At 60.9% G+C, this 17,913-nt stretch carries 14 protein-coding genes; 8 read left to right on the top strand and 6 right to left on the bottom strand.

Annotated elements, in window-relative coordinates:
* Positions 1–66 precede the first annotated feature (66 nt).
* Entirely contained in the window at positions 67–909 is an 843-nt protein-coding gene (locus tag E4O98_RS27420; protein ID WP_005790935.1) for a mechanosensitive ion channel family protein, read from the bottom strand.
* Positions 910–1,045: 136 nt separating this feature from the next.
* Entirely contained in the window at positions 1,046–1,531 is a 486-nt protein-coding gene (locus tag E4O98_RS27415; protein ID WP_003193880.1) for a YajQ family cyclic di-GMP-binding protein, read from the bottom strand.
* Between the two features lie 123 nt (positions 1,532–1,654).
* On the opposite strand from E4O98_RS27415, the gene E4O98_RS27410 reads away from it, so the two are divergent.
* Genes E4O98_RS27410 through E4O98_RS27400 form a run of 3 tightly spaced genes read left to right on the top strand, consistent with a single transcriptional unit; the run spans position 1,655 to position 5,237 of the window.
* Positions 1,655–2,572, top strand: coding sequence for a putative 2-dehydropantoate 2-reductase (locus E4O98_RS27410; RefSeq protein ID WP_103734711.1), 918 nt, complete (start codon positions 1,655–1,657; stop codon positions 2,570–2,572).
* Between the two features lie 46 nt (positions 2,573–2,618).
* Positions 2,619–4,634, top strand: a complete 2,016-nt coding sequence (locus E4O98_RS27405) for an ATP-binding protein (RefSeq protein WP_248136780.1) — start codon at positions 2,619–2,621, stop codon at positions 4,632–4,634.
* Positions 4,635–4,658: 24 nt separating this feature from the next.
* Positions 4,659–5,237 (top strand): cob(I)yrinic acid a,c-diamide adenosyltransferase, encoded by a 579-nt coding sequence (locus E4O98_RS27400; protein ID WP_005790941.1) that lies wholly within the window; start codon positions 4,659–4,661, stop codon positions 5,235–5,237.
* 118 nt (positions 5,238–5,355) lie between these two features.
* On the opposite strand, the gene E4O98_RS27395 is transcribed toward E4O98_RS27400, so the two are convergent.
* The 3 genes from E4O98_RS27395 to secA form a co-directional block, all read right to left on the bottom strand.
* A complete protein-coding gene (locus E4O98_RS27395; RefSeq protein ID WP_148852628.1) occupies positions 5,356–6,300 on the bottom strand; it encodes a Nudix family hydrolase in 945 nt (314 codons plus the stop codon).
* A gap of 19 nt (positions 6,301–6,319) precedes the next feature.
* Positions 6,320–7,537 carry a bifunctional glutamate N-acetyltransferase/amino-acid acetyltransferase ArgJ gene (argJ, locus tag E4O98_RS27390; protein ID WP_005790945.1) on the bottom strand — a complete coding sequence of 406 codons (1,218 nt, stop codon included), beginning with the start codon at positions 7,535–7,537 and terminating at the stop codon, positions 6,320–6,322.
* 124 nt (positions 7,538–7,661) lie between these two features.
* On the bottom strand, positions 7,662–10,397 hold the full coding sequence (gene secA / locus E4O98_RS27385; RefSeq protein ID WP_005790947.1) for a preprotein translocase subunit SecA: 2,736 nt from the start codon (positions 10,395–10,397) through the stop codon (positions 7,662–7,664).
* A 306-nt stretch (positions 10,398–10,703) separates the two neighbouring features.
* Between secA and E4O98_RS27380 the strand changes: the two genes are divergently transcribed.
* The gene (locus E4O98_RS27380) at positions 10,704–11,159 is read left to right on the top strand and encodes a DciA family protein (RefSeq protein WP_005790949.1); all 456 of its coding nucleotides are present in this window, start codon (positions 10,704–10,706) and stop codon (positions 11,157–11,159) included.
* 3 nt (positions 11,160–11,162) lie between these two features.
* Here E4O98_RS27380 and E4O98_RS27375 read toward each other — a convergent pair whose 3' ends face one another.
* Positions 11,163–12,641: a helicase HerA-like domain-containing protein gene (locus E4O98_RS27375; protein WP_005790951.1), complete on the bottom strand. Its 1,479-nt coding sequence runs from the start codon at positions 12,639–12,641 to the stop codon at positions 11,163–11,165.
* Positions 12,642–12,846: 205 nt separating this feature from the next.
* On the opposite strand from E4O98_RS27375, the gene E4O98_RS27370 reads away from it, so the two are divergent.
* From E4O98_RS27370 to E4O98_RS27355, 4 genes are all read left to right on the top strand, one after another.
* Positions 12,847–14,736, top strand: a complete 1,890-nt coding sequence (locus E4O98_RS27370) for a methyl-accepting chemotaxis protein (protein ID WP_148852630.1) — start codon at positions 12,847–12,849, stop codon at positions 14,734–14,736.
* 148 nt (positions 14,737–14,884) lie between these two features.
* Positions 14,885–16,006, top strand: coding sequence for a glycosyltransferase family 1 protein (locus E4O98_RS27365; protein WP_248136778.1), 1,122 nt, complete (start codon positions 14,885–14,887; stop codon positions 16,004–16,006).
* Positions 15,999–16,742, top strand: coding sequence for a polysaccharide deacetylase family protein (locus E4O98_RS27360; protein ID WP_248136776.1), 744 nt, complete (start codon positions 15,999–16,001; stop codon positions 16,740–16,742). Before E4O98_RS27365 ends, E4O98_RS27360 begins: the two co-directional genes overlap by 8 nt.
* Complete coding sequence (locus tag E4O98_RS27355; protein WP_248136773.1) at positions 16,739–17,848, top strand: lysylphosphatidylglycerol synthase transmembrane domain-containing protein; 1,110 nt, start codon at positions 16,739–16,741, stop codon at positions 17,846–17,848. Before E4O98_RS27360 ends, E4O98_RS27355 begins: the two co-directional genes overlap by 4 nt.
* Positions 17,849–17,913 lie beyond the last annotated feature (65 nt).

Here is a 17,913-nt window from a genome sequence, read left to right as displayed (position 1 = left end):
TAGCAAGCTAAGTAACTAGTTTATCAAAGCTGACCTTTCGGCCAACTTCGATAGCAGTACGCCAAGTTATTTCGGCGCACTTTCCTGCATCACGCGAATAACCCGTTGTGGAAACGGAATATCAATCCCTGCCGCTTTCAAACGGTCACGTGCCAGTTCATTAAACATAAACACCACGTCCCAATAATCCGGGGTGTTGGTCCAGCAACGCAGGGAAACGGTGATGGAGCTATCACCCAGGGTCGAGACCACCGCTACAGGCGCAGGATCAGCCAGCACGCGTGGATCTTTGGCCAGCTCCAGCAACACTTCACGGGCTTTTTGCAGGTCGGCCTCGTAGTCCACGCCCACATCAAAAACCACCTTGCGGGTCGGCTGGCGGTTGGTATTGGTGATGATGCCGTTGGACAGGATGCCGTTCGGCACGATCACTGTCTTGTTGTCACCGGTACGGATCACGGTGTGGAAGATCTGGATGCTATCGACGGTACCCGAGGTGCCCTGCGCTTCGATCCAGTCACCGATGCGGAACGGACGAAACAGCAGAATCAGCACACCACCAGCGAAGTTCGCCAGGCTGCCCTGCAATGCCAGGCCGATCGCCAGGGTTGCCGCACCGATGGCGGCGACGAACGAGGTGGTTGCCACGCCGATCATCGAGGCCACGCTGACGATCAGCATGACTTTCAGCGCAATGTTCGCCAGGCTGGTGACGAAGTGCTGCAGCGCCAGGTCGGCGTTGCGCACGGCCAGCAAACGGCCTACACGATGGGTAAAGACATTGATCAGCCACCAGCCAATGGCCAGGGTGATCACTGCCAGTAATACCCGGCTGCCATATTCCATGATCATGGGGATCCAAGACTGGGAGGTCTTGATCAGGTGATCCATTTCAGCGTTCAAATCCATCTACTTTCTCCTGTGGTGCGGCGATAGGGCTCTATTGACTGCCTGAAAACGCAATTGAGCCCCGAAGGGCTCAATTGTAGGCACTGATTCTGGGGCGTGGGACGTCAAAAACACCCACAGGTTCCCCAAAGTGCCATCAGTCGCGGAAGTTATTGAACTGCAGCGGCATATCGAAAGTCTTGGCACGCAGGGCCGCAATAGCCTCTTGTAGATCATCGCGCTTCTTGCCGGTGACGCGAACCTGCTCGCCCTGAATGGCGGCCTGGACCTTGAGCTTGGCGTCCTTGATGTGGGCGACGATCTTCTTCGCCAGCTCCTTATCGATGCCTTCCTTGAGCACGGCTTCCTGCTTCATCAGCTTGCCGGAAGCATAGGCGTCCTTGACTTCAAGGCACTGCACGTCGATCTTGCGCTTGACCAGGGCCAGCTTGAGGATCTCGATCATCGCTTCCAGCTGGAAATCGGCTTCAGCGGTCAGGTTGACGGTCAGTTCCTTTTCCTTGAATTCGAAGCTGCCCTTGCCTTTCAGGTCATAGCGACGGTCCAGTTCCTTGACGGCGTTCTCGACGGCGTTGGTGACTTCGTGTTTGTCCAGTTCAGATACCACGTCGAACGAAGGCATGTGATTTCTCCAATATAAGGGGCGGGCTCAGTAGAGATGGAGCGCGCCCGAGCTAAAATGCCGGGGCATTATAGCGGTTCTTTCGCGCCGTTCACCGCTGGCGACCTTATGGAGTACACACTGATGTCGACCCCCTGGCATATTCTTGGCGCCGGCAGCCTGGGCACCCTCTGGGCCACGCGACTGGCGCGCGCCGGCGTGCCCGTCAGGCTGATTCTTCGTAACCAGGCGCGCCTGGCCAGCTATCGCGCCGGCCAAGGGCTGACCCTGGTGGAACGCGGTGTGGAACACACTTATCCGGTCATCGGCGAAACGCCTGACAACCCGGAGCCGATTCGGCGCCTGCTAGTAGCATGCAAAGCCTACGACGCTCAAAGCGCCATCGCCCAGTTGCAGCATCGTCTGGCGCCGGACGCCGAATTGATCCTGCTGCAAAACGGCCTCGGCAGCCAGGACGCGGTGGCTGCGCAATGGCCGTCGGCGCGCTGCATCTTTGCCTCCAGCACTGAAGGTGCATTTCGCGATGGCGATTGGCGCGTGGTATTCGCCGGCCATGGCTACACTTGGCTGGGTGACGCGAGCCATCCCACCCCACCGCTGTGGCTGGATGATCTGCAAGCGGCGGGCATTCCCCATGAATGGGCCACCGATATCCTGACGCGCCTGTGGCGCAAGCTCGCGCTCAATTGCGCCATCAACCCACTGACCGTGCTGTACCACTGCCGCAACGGCGGTTTAAGCGCCCACCACTGCGAGGTCGCCACGCTCTGCGCCGAGCTGGCCGAACTGCTGGAGCGCTGCGGCCAGCCTGCGGCTGCACAGGACTTGCACAGCGAAGTCGAGCGAGTGATCCAGGCCACCGCCGCCAACTATTCCTCCATGTACCAGGACGTCGCCAACGCCCGACGCACCGAGATCAGTTACCTGCTGGGCTACGCTTGCCAGGCCGCGGCCCGCCATCAGTTGGCAGTGCCGCATCTGCAACAGGTGCACGCGCGCCTGGTGACGCATTTGCTCGCACGCGGATTGGCCAGCGACTGAGGCACGCGCTACCCTGCCTACCTGTCTATCACCTGGGAACCCCCTGATGCCACTGCGCCAGCGTCTTGAAAATCTACCGGTAGGGCAGAAACTGCTGGCGGCCCTGCTAGTACTGTTGACCACCGTATTGCTGGTGGCCAACCTGACGTTTATCAGCGCTGCTTACTGGATCTCCCAGGAAAGCATGGCCCCCCAGGCCTTGCAGGCCATCGGTCGGCTGGTGTCCAACCCGTCGCTTGCCGCACAGGCGCTTGAATCCCCGACCAAGGCCGAGGCACTGCTCAACGAACTGACCAGCTATTCACCGTTGCGCGCCGCCGCCCTGTATGACGGCGAAGGCAACCGCCTGGCGCAGATGCAACACGGCGACCGCCTGCACCTGCCGGACCACTACCGGCATATTGAAGCGTGGCGTGTTACCGAGTTTCGCAGCAACCAGGTCATCACCCTGCCCCGTGGCAACCAGCCTTCCGGGCATTTGTTGCTGGTGGCCACAAGTGAGCTGCCGGTGGCCTTCTATACCGGCACGCTGACCGCGAGCCTGGGCATCCTGATCTTCAGTGTGTTGCTGTGGCTGGTCATCGCCCGGCAGATCAAACGCCTGATTACCCGCCCCATCCATGAACTGGAAGAGCTTTCGCGCCAGGTCACCCGCGAAGAGAACTACGCCCTGCGCGCAGGGCCTGGCAACCATGATGAAATCGGCAGCCTGGCCGAAGCTTTCAACACCATGCTGTCGCGTATCGAAGCCCGCGAGCAGCAACTCAAGCGCGCCCGCGACGACTCCCAGGCCGCCTACGACCAGGCCCAGGGTTTGGCCGAAGAAACCCGGCATACCAACCGCAAGCTCGAACTGGAAGTTCAGGTGCGCAGCAAGATCGAGAAAAAACTCACCGGTTTCCAGAACTACCTCAACAGCATCATCGACTCGATGCCCTCGGCGCTGATCGCCCTGGATGAACAGCTCTACGTCACTCAGTGGAACCAGGAAGCCACTGCTCTCTCCGGCACGCGCCTGGACGAAGCCCTGAACCAGCCGATCTTTCTGGCCTTCCAGCCCCTCAAGCCGTACCTGCCACAAATCAAGGCAACGGTGGAGCAACACTCGGTGGAGCGGATAGAACGGGTCACCTGGATCAAGGACGACGAGCCCAAGCATTACGCCCTGACGTTCTATCCATTGATGGGCGGTGCCGGGCGCGGCGTGGTGATCCGGATCGACGACATCACCCAGCGCCTGTCCCTGGAAGAAATGATGGTGCAATCTGAGAAGATGCTCTCGGTCGGCGGCCTCGCGGCCGGTATGGCCCATGAGATCAACAACCCTCTGGGCGCCATCCTGCATAACGTGCAGAACATTCGCCGCCGCCTGTCCCCCGACCTGCCCAAGAACCTGGAGCTCGCCGAACAAGTGGGGATTGAACTGGACACGGTCAATCGCTACCTGCAAGGCCGCGAAGTCCCGCAGTTGCTCGACGGCATCCAGCAAGCTGGCGCCCGCGCCGCGAAAATCGTCACCCACATGCTCAGCTTCAGCCGGCGCAGTAATCGCCAGATGGCCCCCTGCGACTTGCCGGCCTTGATCGACCAGGCCGTGGAAATTGCCGGCAACGATTTCGACCTCACCATCGGCTTCGACTTCAAGGGCCAAGCGATCATCCGCCAGTTCGACCCGCAACTGGGCCCCGTGCCCGGCACCGCCAACGAGCTGGAACAAGTGCTGCTCAATTTGCTGAAGAACGCCGCCCAGGCCATTCACCTGCGTGAAGACGACAGCGAACCGGGGCGCATTATCCTGCGCACCCGCCTCAACCCGCCGTGGGCAGAAATCCAGGTGGAAGACAACGGCATCGGCATGAGCGAAAACGTGCGCAAACGCACGTTCGAGCCGTTCTTCACCACCAAGGAAATCGGCCAGGGCACCGGGCTTGGGCTGTCGGTGTCGTATTTCATCATTACCAACAACCACAAGGGCCAGATGGAAGTGCATTCCACCCTGGGCCAGGGCACGTGCTTTACCTTGCGCCTGCCGCTTGCCGGCAGCCTATTGCCCCCCCACTGAACTTACCCAACTGGAGCACTGACCATGGGCTTTCGCCTGTCGAAGATCTACACCCGTACCGGCGACAAGGGCGAGACCGGCCTCGGCGACGGCCGCCGCGTGCCCAAGGACCACCCACGCGTGGAGGCGATTGGCGAGGTGGATACGCTGAACAGCCAGTTGGGCTTGCTGCTGGCCAACCTTGAAGAGCAAAGCGGCAAGCATCCGGCGCTAATGGATGTGATTGAGGTGCTCACACCTTGCCAACATCGCCTTTTCGACCTGGGCGGCGAGCTGGCGATGCCGGTGTACAAGGCATTGAATGCGGCGGAAGTGGATCGGCTGGAAGCGGCGATTGATCGCTGGAATGAGGAGGTTGGGCCGCTGGAGAACTTCATCCTGCCTGGCGGCTCGGCGTTGATCGCCCAAGCCCATGTGTGTCGTAGCCTGGCGCGCAGTGCGGAGCGGCGGTGTCAGCACCTGAATGCGCTGGAGCCGCTGGAGGGGGTGGGATTGGCGTATATCAATCGGTTGTCGGACTTGCTGTTTGTGGCGGCCAGGGTGATTGCCCGGCGCCAAGGTGTTGCTGAAGTGTTGTGGCAGGCGGCTGCCAAGCCACACTGAGATTTATCGGGTGACTGGCAAGACCTCATCGGGAGCAAGCCCCCTCCCACATTTTGAATTGTGAATACATTCAAGTGTGGGAGGGGGCTTGCTCCCGATAGGGCCCGTCAGCGCAACATCAAACCTGCGGCCAGAAGGCCCGAATCCCAGCCACGCCTTGCGCCCCGGCTTCCCAGGCCTGCTCCCGCTGCGCAGGCCCAACCCCGCCCAGCAGAAACACCGGCTTACTGAACCCGGCGATCAACTGCGCCGCCTGCTCCCAACCTAAAGGCTGCGCATCCGGATGCGTCTGGGTCGGCTGTACCGGCGACAGGGTGACAAAGTCCACGTCCATCATCTCTGCCAGTGCCAGCTCTTCGGCGTTGTGGCAAGAAGCCGCCAACCAGCGATCCTTCGGCAGCGGTCGGCCTTTGCTCGCATACTTACGCAGTTGCGCCGAGGTCATGTGCCAGCCGGCGGCAGGGAAATCCCCCAGCCATTCGAACGGCCCTTTAAGCATCAGTTGTGCCTTGCCGGCACACAAGCCAACCGCATCCACCGCCAGATCGCGGTATTTGGGGTCATAGCCGTTGGGCGCACGCAGTTGAACCAGCTTGATGCCACCAGCGATGGCCTGCTGGATACCGCGCAACAACATCGGGGTTTCCAGCTCACCGGGGGTGATCAGGTACTCGGCCGGCAGGCGCGCAGCAGCAACAATCGGCGCATTCGCCGCCGGGAACTCATAGTTGAGCAAGTCCCGCGGCGACACCCATTCCAACGGCTGCCCTTCGGCCCCATGAGGCTCGCCGGTAAAAGCCGAGACTTCCCAGACATCCAGCAATACCTGCTTGTCCGGGTAGTCGTGCTGCACCTTGATCAGCGGCCGCGCCGTGGTGACCTGGATACCCAGTTCTTCCTGCAATTCACGGGACAAGGCCGTGGCGACCGACTCATCGGCCTCCACCTTGCCGCCGGGAAATTCCCAGAGGCCGCCTTGATGCTGTGTATCGGCACGGCGCGCCAACAGGATCCTGCCGTCGACACCGCGGATCACCGCTGCTGCTACATGCACTCGTTTCACCACCAGTTTCCTCTTGGTATCAGGTACGGTATTCCGCGTTGATCTTCACGTACTCGTGGGACAGGTCGGTAGTCCAGATGGTTTCGCTGCACTCGCCGCGGCCCAGTTCGATGCGGATGGTGATTTCTTCCTGCTGCATCACCGCCGAGCCCTGGGCTTCGGTGTAGGTTTCGGCACGGGCACCGCGGCTGGCGATGCATACATCGCCCAGGAACACGTCGATCTTGCTCACGTCCAGGTCCGGCACGCCGGCACGGCCAACGGCGGCCAGGATACGCCCCCAGTTCGGGTCCGATGCAAACAGTGCGGTCTTGATCAGCGGCGAGTGAGCAACGGTGTAACCCACATCCAGGCATTCCTGATGGTTGCCGCCGCCATTGACTTCAACCGTGACGAACTTGGTCGCGCCCTCGCCGTCGCGCACGATGGCCTGGGCCACCTCCATGCACACTTCAAACACGGCCTGTTTCAACGCCGCAAACAGCGGGCCTTCGGTGGACGTGATTTCCGGCAAGTTGGCCTGGCCAGTGGCGATCAGCATGCAGCAGTCGTTGGTGGAAGTGTCGCCGTCGATGGTGATGCGGTTGAACGACTTGTTGGCGCCATCGAGCATCAGGCGCTGCAGCACATCGCGGGAGACTTTGGCGTCGGTGGCGATATAACCGAGCATGGTGGCCATGTTCGGACGGATCATGCCTGCGCCCTTGCTGATACCGGTCACGGTGACGGTCACGCCGTCATGCACGAACTGGCGGCTCGCGCCTTTTGGCAAGGTGTCCGTGGTCATGATGCCGGTGGCCGCAGCCGCCCAGTTATCCACAGACAGGTCATCCAGCGCAGCCTGAAGGGCGCCTTCGATTTTTTCCACTGGCAGCGGCTCACCGATCACGCCGGTGGAGTACGGCAGCACTTGGCTGGCGTCCACGCCGGCCAGTTGCGCCAGCTTGGCGCAGGTGCGCGCAGCCGCCACCAGGCCAGGCTCGCCGGTGCCGGCGTTGGCGTTGCCGGTATTGGTCAGCAGGTAGCGAATCGACCCGGCCACCCGCTGCTTGGCCAGGATCACTGGCGCGGCGCAAAAAGCGTTGAGGGTGAATACACCTGCCACGGTCGAGCCTTCGGCACAGCGCATCACTACCACATCCTTGCGCCCCGGGCGCTTGATGCCGGCCGAAGCGATACCGAGTTCAAAACCGGCGACCGGGTGCAATGTGGGCAAAGGACCAAGACCAACAGCCATGTATGCGCTCCTTGAAATAGATGATGTCTGTGCCGTCGCTATCGACGGTGGGAATTAATGGCAAAACGCCGCGACGGCTGGTGCCGGTCGCGGCGCGGGGGTGTTGCAGCGTCAGGCGAAAATCTTATTCGATCTGGCCGTGGCAGTGTTTGTATTTCTTGCCCGAACCGCAGAAGCACAGCTCGTTGCGGCCCAGTTTCTGATCATTGCGAACCGGGCTTTGAGCCAGGGCCACGTCGACCTCTTCACCCAACGCTTCAGGCGCTTCCAGGCCCGGAGCCTCGTCATGCTGGAACTGCATGCGCGCAGCCAGCGCCTCGGCTTCCTGACGCAGGCGTGCCTCTTCCTCGATCGGGTCTTCGCGACGCACCTGAACGTGGGACAGCACGCGAATCGAATCGCGCTTGATCGAATCCAGCAGCTCGGAGAACAGCGTGAACGACTCGCGCTTGTACTCCTGCTTCGGGTTCTTCTGGGCGTAACCGCGCAGGTGGATGCCGTGACGCAGGTGGTCCATGGTCGACAGGTGGTCTTTCCACAGGTCATCCAGCACGCGCAGCACGATTTGCTTCTCGAAGGTGCGCAGTGCTTCGGCACTCGCCTGCTCTTCTTTCTCGTTGTACGCGGCCAGCAGTTCGGCCATCAGTTTTTCGCGCAGGGTTTCTTCGTACAGGTGGTCGTCTTCGTCCAGCCATTGCTGAACCGGCAAGTCGACACCGAAGTCGCTCTTCAACGCGGCTTCCAGGCCGGCAACATCCCACTGTTCAGGCAGGGACTGTGGCGGGATATGGGCGCTGACGGTGGCGTTGAGCACGTCCTGACGGAAGTCAGCGATGGTCTCGCCAATATTGTCGGCGGCCAGCAACGTGTTACGCATGTGATAGATCACTTTACGCTGTTCGTTGTTGACGTCATCGAACTCGAGCAGTTGCTTGCGAATGTCGAAGTTGCGGCCTTCGACCTTGCGCTGGGCTTTCTCGATGGCGTTGGTCACCATGCGGTGCTCGATCGCTTCACCGGACTGCATGCCCAGGGCCTTCATGAAGTTCTTCACCCGATCAGAGGCGAAGATGCGCATCAGGCTGTCTTCCAGCGACAGGTAGAAACGGCTGGAACCGGCGTCCCCCTGACGGCCGGCACGGCCACGCAGCTGATTGTCGATACGGCGCGATTCGTGACGCTCGGAGGCGATCACCTGCAAGCCACCGGATTCCAGCACGGCCTGGTGGCGCTTCTGCCAGTCAGCCTTGATCTGGGCGATCTGCTCAGGGGTCGGGTTGTCGAGCGAGGCCACTTCCACTTCCCAGTTGCCGCCCAACAGGATGTCGGTACCACGACCGGCCATGTTGGTAGCGATGGTCAGCGCGCCAGGGCGACCGGCCTGGGCAATGATCTCGGCTTCCTTTTCGTGGAACTTGGCGTTGAGTACCTTGTGCTCGATGCCTTCCTTGTTAAGCAGGTTGGACACGTGCTCGGAAGTTTCGATAGTGGCGGTACCCACCAGGATCGGGCGGCCCTTGGCCATGCCGTCCTTGATATCGTTGATGATCGCCGCGTATTTCTCTTCGGCAGTCAGGAACACCAGGTCGTTGTAGTCTTTACGCGCCAACGGTTTGTTCGGCGGAATGACCATCACGGCCAGGTTGTAGATCTGGTGGAATTCGAACGCTTCGGTGTCGGCCGTACCGGTCATGCCGGACAGTTTGTTGTACAGACGGAAGTAGTTCTGGAAGGTGGTGGACGCCAACGTCTGGCTTTCGGCCTGGATGTTGAGGTGTTCCTTCGCTTCGATGGCCTGGTGCAGGCCTTCGGACAGACGGCGACCGGGCATGGTACGACCGGTGTGTTCGTCAACCAGCACGACCTGGCCGTCCTGCACGATGTATTCGACGTTGCGATGGAACAGCTTGTGGGCGCGCAGGCCGGCGTACACGTGGGTCAACAGGCCCAGGTTGTGCGCGGAGTACAGGCTTTCACCCTCGGCCAGTTCGCCGATCTGGGTCAGCATCTCTTCGACGAACTGGTGACCGGCTTCGTTGAGTTCGACCTGGCGGGTCTTCTCGTCGATGGTGAAGTGACCTTCTTTGGTCACCACGCCTTCGACTTCCTCGATGTGCTGCTCCAGGCGCGGGATCAACTTGTTGATCTCGGTGTACAGGCGCGAGCTGTCTTCGGCCTGACCGGAGATGATCAGCGGCGTACGGGCTTCGTCGATGAGGATGGAGTCGACTTCGTCGATCACGGCAAAGTTGAGTTCACGCTGGAATTTTTCTTCCATGCTGAACGCCATGTTGTCGCGCAGGTAGTCGAAACCGAATTCGTTGTTGGTGCCGTAGGTGATATCGGCGGCGTAGGCAGCGCGCTTCTCTTCCGGCGGCTGGAACGGCGTTACCACGCCGACGGTCAGGCCGAGGAATTCATACAGCGGGCGCATCCAGTTGGCGTCCCGGCGGGCCAGGTAGTCGTTCACCGTCACAACGTGCACGCCCTTGCCGGACAGTGCGTTGAGGTAAACGCCCAGGGTTGCCACCAGGGTCTTGCCTTCACCGGTACGCATTTCGGCAATCATGCCTTCATGCAAGGTCATGCCGCCGATCAACTGGACGTCGAAGTGGCGCATGCCCATAACGCGCTTACCGGCTTCGCGGGCGACCGCGAAGGCTTCGGGCAGCAGCTTGTCGAGGGTTTCACCTTTGGCTATGCGGGCCTTGAACTCTTGGGTCTTGGCGCGCAATTGCTCGTCCGACAGAGCAACCATCTGCTCCTCGAAGGCATTGACCAGCTGCACCGTCTTGAGCATGCGTTTGACTTCGCGCTCATTCTTGCTTCCAAAAAGTTTCTTTAACAAAGGCGCAAACATATCGGCAGGTTCTTCCACACATAGGGATGGAGGGCGCACCGTGAGTGGCCCGAGCAGCCCTCACGGCCGCATTGCGAACGCGCATTCTACCCGGAATCGTGGGTGAGGAAAGTAACGTTGTTTCCCGATGCAGGCGCGGCGCTATGAGAGGGCTTGTTTAAAATAAGGGCTTTTGCGCGAACTTCAACCCATAGAGCGCAGAAGTTACTTATTGATTTCATGGGTAAAGCCCAGCCAAGGCATGGCCGCGGGGCGTACCGGCGCTTTCTGGTAAGATAACCGCTCTGTTACCTAAGGTGTCTAAACATGGCATTTCGCCCTCTTACAGCCCGCGCTCCCGGCGTGTTGCTTCGCGAAGCCAAGCCGTTGAAAGCCATCTTTGGCCATGCGCAACGCTTGGGCCGTTTGCAGCGCCTGCTTGAAAGCCAGTTGCAACCGGCCGCACGTGAGCATTGTCATGTGGCGTCCTGGCGAGAAGGCAATCTGCTATTAATTGTCACTGATGGCCATTGGGCCACACGCTTGCGCTATCAGCAAAAACGCTTGCAGCGCCAGTTGATGGTCTTTGACGAGTTCGCCGGTTTGACGCGCATTCAGTTCAAGGTACAGCCGCCCACCGTGCCGCAAGGCGCAGTGGGGCATACGATGGACCTGTCGGAAAATGCGGCCGAAACCCTGCAGGCAACGGCCGAAGGGATCAGCGACCCAGGCTTGCGCGCAGCCCTGGAACGGCTGGCCGCCCATGCCCGGCCCAAAGCCTGAACACTACTTGCGTTTGCTGCCGCCCAGCAACGAGCCCAACAGGCCACGCACCAACTGGCGCCCCATTTGATTGGCCGCCTGCTGCATGGCTGACTTCAGCGCCTTGCCGGCAGTAGTCCCCAGGAATGCACCGGCCTTGTCGGTAAAGCTCGGTTCTTCGGCGGTCGGTGCGGTTTCCTCGGTGGGCCCAAGTTCCTTGCGAGCCATCAGCACTTCATAGGCCGACTCCCGGTCAACCGGCTTGTCATAGCGGCCCAACAGCGGCGAACTGGCGACCAACGCCGCACGCTCTGCTGCGCTGAGCGGCCCGATCCGCGATTGCGGGGGAGCAACCAGTACGCGCTGGACGACTTCCGGGGTGCCCTTTTCCTGCAAGGTTCCCACCAACGCCTCACCCGTCCCCAACTCTGTGAGCACCGACAAGGTATCGAAGGTCGGGTTGGGCCGGAAACCGTCGGCCACCGCCCGCAGGGATTTCTGCTCTTTGGCGGTGAACGCACGCAAACCATGCTGAATGCGCAAACCCAGTTGCGCCAGCACCGTATCCGGCAAGTCGCCCGGCGATTGGGTGACAAAGTACACGCCGACGCCTTTGGAGCGGATCAAGCGTACGACTTGCTCCAGACGTTCCTGCAAGGCTTTTGGCGTATCCGCGAACAGCAAATGCGCCTCGTCGAAAAACAGCGCCAGCAGCGGTTTGTCGGCATCGCCACGCTCCGGCAATTGCTCGAACAACTCTGCCAGCAGCCACAACAGGAAGGTCGCGTAGACCTTCGGCGCTTCATGCACCAGCCGGCTGGCATCGAGCAGATGAATGCGCCCGCGGCCATCGCTGGCCGGTTGCAGAATATCTTCCAGTTGCAGGGCCGGCTCGCCAAACAAGGCTTCGGCGCCCTGCTGCTCCAGCACCGCCAGGCGCCGCAACAGCGCCTGGCTGGAACCGGTGGTCATCAACGCCGCGTCGTCACCCAGCAGCTCCGGGTGATAGCGCAGGTGATTGAGCAGTGCCTTGAGATCCTTGAGATCCAGCAGCAACAGACCTTCGCGGTCGGCCACCTTGAAGGTCGCATAGAGCGCCGATTGCTGGCTGTCAGTCAGCTCCAACAAGCTGCCGAGCAACAACGGGCCCATTTCGCTGATGGTGGTGCGCAGCGGATGGCCGGACTGCCCGTGGATATCCCACAGGGTGACCGGATACGCCTGGGCCGTGTAATCCAGGAACGGCATACCGGCAATGCGCTCGGCCACTTTGCCCTGAGGGTTGGCGGCGGCGCCCAGGCCACAGAGGTCGCCCTTGATGTCAGCGGCGAACACCGCCACGCCCGCATCACTGAAGGCTTCGGCCAGGCGCTGCAAGGTGACGGTCTTGCCGGTGCCGGTGGCGCCGGCGATCAACCCGTGACGGTTGGCCAGGCGCATGGACTGGGCGATGGGCTGGCCGTCAAGGCCGGCACCGATAAGCAGTTGTGTGGAGTCAGGCATTTCGTCACCTATGGTTAATCTTTAGTGCCGCGAGGTCGATATAGACGGATGTAAGCCCGACAAAGACTAAAAAATGGTCAGATAATTCCGATATGGACCAACGGAGCTATCACCAGAAATACCACACCTTTTTTAACGCTGCCATTTTGCGCCTCCCCTATAGGACGCGCCTCGGATATTAAGACCTTAGCGGACCCTACAAGCCATGAATAAAAATCTGCGCTTCAGCCACAAGATCCTGCTTGCAGCCTCCCTTATCGTCATCGCCGCCTTCGCGTTGTTTACCCTTTACAACGACTACCTGCAGCGCAATGCGATTCGTGACGACCTCAATAACTACCTGCACGAAATGGGCGACGTTACCGCCAGCAATATCCAGACCTGGCTCACCGGGCGTATCGCCCTGGTGGAAAACGCTGCGCAAAACATTGCCATCAATCCTGAACCGTCCGTGGTTGCCAGCCTGCTGGAACAGAAAGCGCTGACGTCTTCGTTCATGGCGACCTACGTGGGTGACAGCCAGGGCACCTTCACCATTCGCCCTGACACCAAGATGCCCGACGGCTTCGACCCGCGTGTTCGCCCCTGGTACAAGGGCGCCCAGGCCAGCAATGGCTCAACCCTGACCGAACCTTATATAGACGCGGCCACCGGGCAACTGATCATCTCCGTGGCCACCCCCAGCGCCAAGGGCGGCCAAAGTGTCGGTGTGGTAGGCGGCGACCTGAGCCTGCAAACCCTGGTGGATAACATTGGCGCGCTGGATTTCGGCGGCATGGGTTATGCCTTCCTGGTCAGTGCCGACGGCAAGGTGCTGGTGCACCCGGACAAAACCCTGGTGATGAAGACCCTGGCTGACGTGTATCCAAAGGACACGCCGAAGATCAGCAGCGACTTCAGCGAAGTACAAGCCAACGGCAAAACCAACATCGTGACCTTCACCCCGATCAAGGGCCTGCCATCGGTGAACTGGTACCTGGGTGTGTCGGTGGATAAAGCCAAATCGTTCGCCATGCTCAGTGAGTTCCGTACATCAGCCGTGATCGCCACGATCATCGCGGTGGTGATCATCATCGCCTTGCTGGGCATGTTGATCCGCGTGCTGCTGCAACCGCTGCACCTGATGACCCGGGCCATGCAGGACATCGCCGACGGCGAGGGTGACCTGACACGGCGCCTGATCATCCAGAACAACGATGAGTTCGGCACCCTGGGTACGGCCTTCAACCGCTTCGTCGAGCGCATCCACACCTCGATTCGCGAAGTGTCGTCAGCCACCGAGCAGGTCAATGAAGTGGCGCTGCGCGTGGTCAGCGCCTCCAATTCGTCGATGGTCAACTCCGACGAACAAGCCAACCGCACCAACAGCGTCGCCGCCGCCATCAACCAACTGGGTGCCGCCGCCCAAGAGATCGCGCGCAACGCTGCGCAAGCCTCCAATCAGGCCAGCGACGCCCGGCATTTGGCTGAAGACGGCCAGCAAGTGGTTGAGCGCAATATCAAGGCAATGACGCAGTTATCGAGCATGATCAGCGCCTCCAGCAGCAATATCGAAGCACTTAACAACAAAACAGTGAATATCGGCCAGATCCTGGAAGTGATCACCAGCATTTCCCAGCAAACCAACCTGCTGGCGCTCAACGCCGCCATCGAAGCGGCGCGCGCCGGGGAAGCCGGGCGTGGCTTTGCGGTGGTGGCCGATGAAGTGCGCAACCTGGCCCATCGCACTCAGGAATCGGCGCAACAGGTGCAAACGATGATCGAGGAGCTACAAGTGGGCGCGCGCGATTCGGTCAGTACCATGAGTGAAAGCCAGCGTCACAGCCTGGACAGCGTTGAAATCGCCAACCTGGCCGGTGAGCGCTTGAACAGCGTGACCCAGCGCATTGGCGAGATCGACGGCATGAACCAGTCGGTCGCCACCGCCACTGAAGAACAGACCTCGGTAGTGGAGTCGATCAACATGGACATCACCGAGATCAACACCCTCAATCAGGAAGGGGTGGAAAACCTGCAATCGACGCTGCGCGCCTGCTCGGACCTGGAACAACAGGCCTCGCGCCTGAAGCAATTGGTGGGTAGCTTCCGGATCTGAGGTCCCCCACCTTAATCCACCTGTAGGAGCGAGCAAGCTCGCTCCTACACAGTGCATTTGTCCGCTCCCGCCACCTTCATCCTGCGAATCTAAACCGAACATCTATCCTTACCTCAGGTCCATCTAGGGAGAGCAATGGATCGGAGGGATGTTCATCGTGCATATCGCTGACATAACCATGTTCTACGCCCCGGCAAGCGGTGGCGTACGCACTTACCTCGATGCCAAGCATCGACGTCTGGCGCTCAAGCCCGGGATTCGCCATAGCCTGTTGATCCCCGGCGCGCACTTGAGCGAACAGGACGGGGTCTTCAAAGTACCGGCCCCTGCCCTGCCCTTTGGCAAGGGTTACCGCTTCCCCCTTCGCCTGGCGCCCTGGCGAAATGTCCTGCACGATTTACAGCCCGATCTGATCGAAGTCGGCGATCCATACCTGACTGCCTGGGCAGCGCTGGATGCCCGGCGTCAGTTGGATGTGCCGGTCATCGGCTTCTACCACTCCGACCTGCCGCTGCTGGTGAGCAACCGCATGGGTCCCTGGTTTACTCCCAACGTTGAAGCCTATGTCAGCAAACTCTATGGGAATTTTGACCGGGTGCTCGCCCCCAGCCAGGTAATGGCCGACAAACTCAGTGGACTCGGGGTAAAAAACGTCTTCGTCCAACCCCTGGGGGTTGACCTGCACACCTTCACCCCGGATGCGCGCGCCCCCGGCCTGCGTGCCGAACTGGGAATTGGCCAAGATACACGGCTGTTGATCTTCGCCGGACGCGGTTCCAAGGAGAAGAACCTGCCGGTACTGCTCAACTGCATGAAGCGCCTGGGCGAGGGCTACCACTTGTTGCTGGTGGGCTCCGGTATGCCAGCCAGCGTGCCGGACAATGTCACTGTGATAGATGGTTTCCGCCCCGCTCACCATGTCGCCCGGCTGATGGCCAGCGCCGACGCTTTGTTGCATGGCGGCGACCAGGAAACCTTCGGCCTGGTGATTCTGGAAGCCATGGCCAGTGGCATCCCGGTCGTCGCCGTCGCGGCCGGGGCCTTTACCGAGATTGTCGATGAGCGCTGTGGCCTGCTGTGTGCCCCCAACGACCCCAAGGCGATGGCCGATTCGGTGCGCGAACTGTTCAGCACCGACAGCCGGCGTTTGGGCGCCCAGGCTCGGCGCCATGTCGAGCAGCATTACGCGTGGGACACGGTGGTCGACAGCCTGCTGGGGCATTACCACTCGGTGCTGGGCAGTCATAAGCCGATGCTCGCCCATGGCTGAACCTGCGCTGATGCTGGTGCTGCACGACGTGGCACCGAGCACCTGGGCCGACTACCGGCCCTTTGTCGAGGCCGTCGATGCCTTGGGCAACGTGCCCATCACCTGGCTGGTGGTGCCGGACTTCCATCACCATGATGCCCTGGCAGCCCACCGCGATTTTCGCCAGCTGCTCGACAGCCGCGTCGCCAAGGGCGACGAACTCGCCTTGCACGGCTATTACCACTGCGACGACCAACCTGCGCCGCGTTCGCCGAAAGAGTGGTTCATGCGGCGCATCTACACCCATGAAGGCGAGTTTTACCAGTTGTCCGAGGCCGAGGCGTTACGGCGTCTTACTGCCGGCATCGAAATATTCCAGCGCAATGACTGGCCGTTGCACGGCTTTGTCGCCCCGGCCTGGTTGATGAGCGAAGGCACCCGCCAGGCGTTGCGCCAGTTACCGCTTTGCTACACCAGCGACCCGCAGCATCTTTATCGCCTGCCTGACTTCACCCCTATCGATGGCCCGGGTCTGGTCTGGAGTGCCCGCAGCGCCTGGCGCCGCGGGCTGTCCAAAGTGCTCAGCGACCGGCGCGAACAGCGCTGGCGCGAGGCCCCGCTGATCCGATTGGGATTGCACCCGGTGGACATGCGCCACGAGTTTTCCCGTCGTTATTGGCTGCAAACCCTGCAACGCCTGCTCAACGCGGGTCGTCGCCCCCACACCAAGGCCGCCTGGCTGAAGACACTGTCATGAGCCGACTGATCTGGCTGCTGTTGGCCCTCTTGGTCGCGCTGTTGATACCCGTATGGCTGGGCGGCGGCGAAACGGTTGCGCGCCTGCGGCAGTTTCCCTTACCCCAACTAGTGGGGATGTTTGCCATGATTATCGGCTGCTGGCTGATCAACAGCCTGCGTCTGCGCCTTTTGCTGGGCGAGCAAGGCAGCCAACTGGGACGGCTCAAAAGCCTGGGGGCAGTGATATCGACCGAGTTCGCCATGTGCGCCACGCCCGGCGGCAGCGGCGGACCGCTGACCCTGATGGCGTTGCTGGCGCGCAATGGCATACGCCCTGCCCGTGCGAGCGCGGTATTCGCCATGGACCAGTTGAGCGATTTGCTGTTTTTTCTGTGCGCCTTGGCGGGAATCGTTTTGTATGCGCTGTTCCATAGCCTCAACCCGCGCCTGGAATGGTTGCTGGGGCTCAGTGTCATATCGATGATCGGCGGGATCATCAGTGGCCTGGCGGTGGTGCGTTTTCATCGTCGGCTGATTCGCCTGGCCGGCGCAATGCTCAAGGCCATTAGGGTAAGGGCCCCCACCCGTCGGCGCTGGGCTCGCAGGTTGCTGCGTTTTCTCGCGGCGTTCACTGCCACACTGAAATTACCCTGGCCCTTGTTGCTCGGAGTGTTCGCGCTGACCAGCCTGCATTGGTTGTTGCGCTACAGCGTGTTGTACCTGGCGCTGCGCGGTTTGGGTGGGGATGTGCAGTGGGCCTTGAGCTTCCTGATCCAGATGCTGTCCCTGACGGCGGGGCAGTTCAGTCTGTTGCCGGGCGGGGCGGGAGCGGCAGAGCTGACATCAGCGGCCTTACTGGCCCCCATGGTCGGCAAGTCCACTGCGGCAGCGGCAATCCTGATCTGGCGGGCGGTCACCTATTACTTCTATCTGCTGGCCGGCGCCCCGGTCTTTGTGCTGATGGTCGGCAAACCGCTGTTCAAGCGTCTTTTACAGGGTCGAGAGGCGGCTCGTCCTGCGCCTGCAGCTGTTCCCACAAACGGGCCGCATCGGGAAACTCAGTACCATCCTCGGCGCCCAGTGCCTGCGGGTCGTAGCGACTCAGACAACCCTCGCCCACCGTAGCGGGCGCCCTGGAGGTGGCTTTATCGAGTGGATCGGTCATAGAGGCCTCCTTGATAGCAGGAATA

Origin of the sequence: Pseudomonas sp. W2Jun17 (genome assembly GCF_023127795.1) — a bacterium.
In the GTDB taxonomy this organism is placed as follows: domain Bacteria; phylum Pseudomonadota; class Gammaproteobacteria; order Pseudomonadales; family Pseudomonadaceae; genus Aquipseudomonas; species Aquipseudomonas synxantha_A.
The sequence above is the reverse complement of the archived record's forward strand: the minus strand, read 5'-3'. Positions and strand labels throughout refer to the sequence as shown.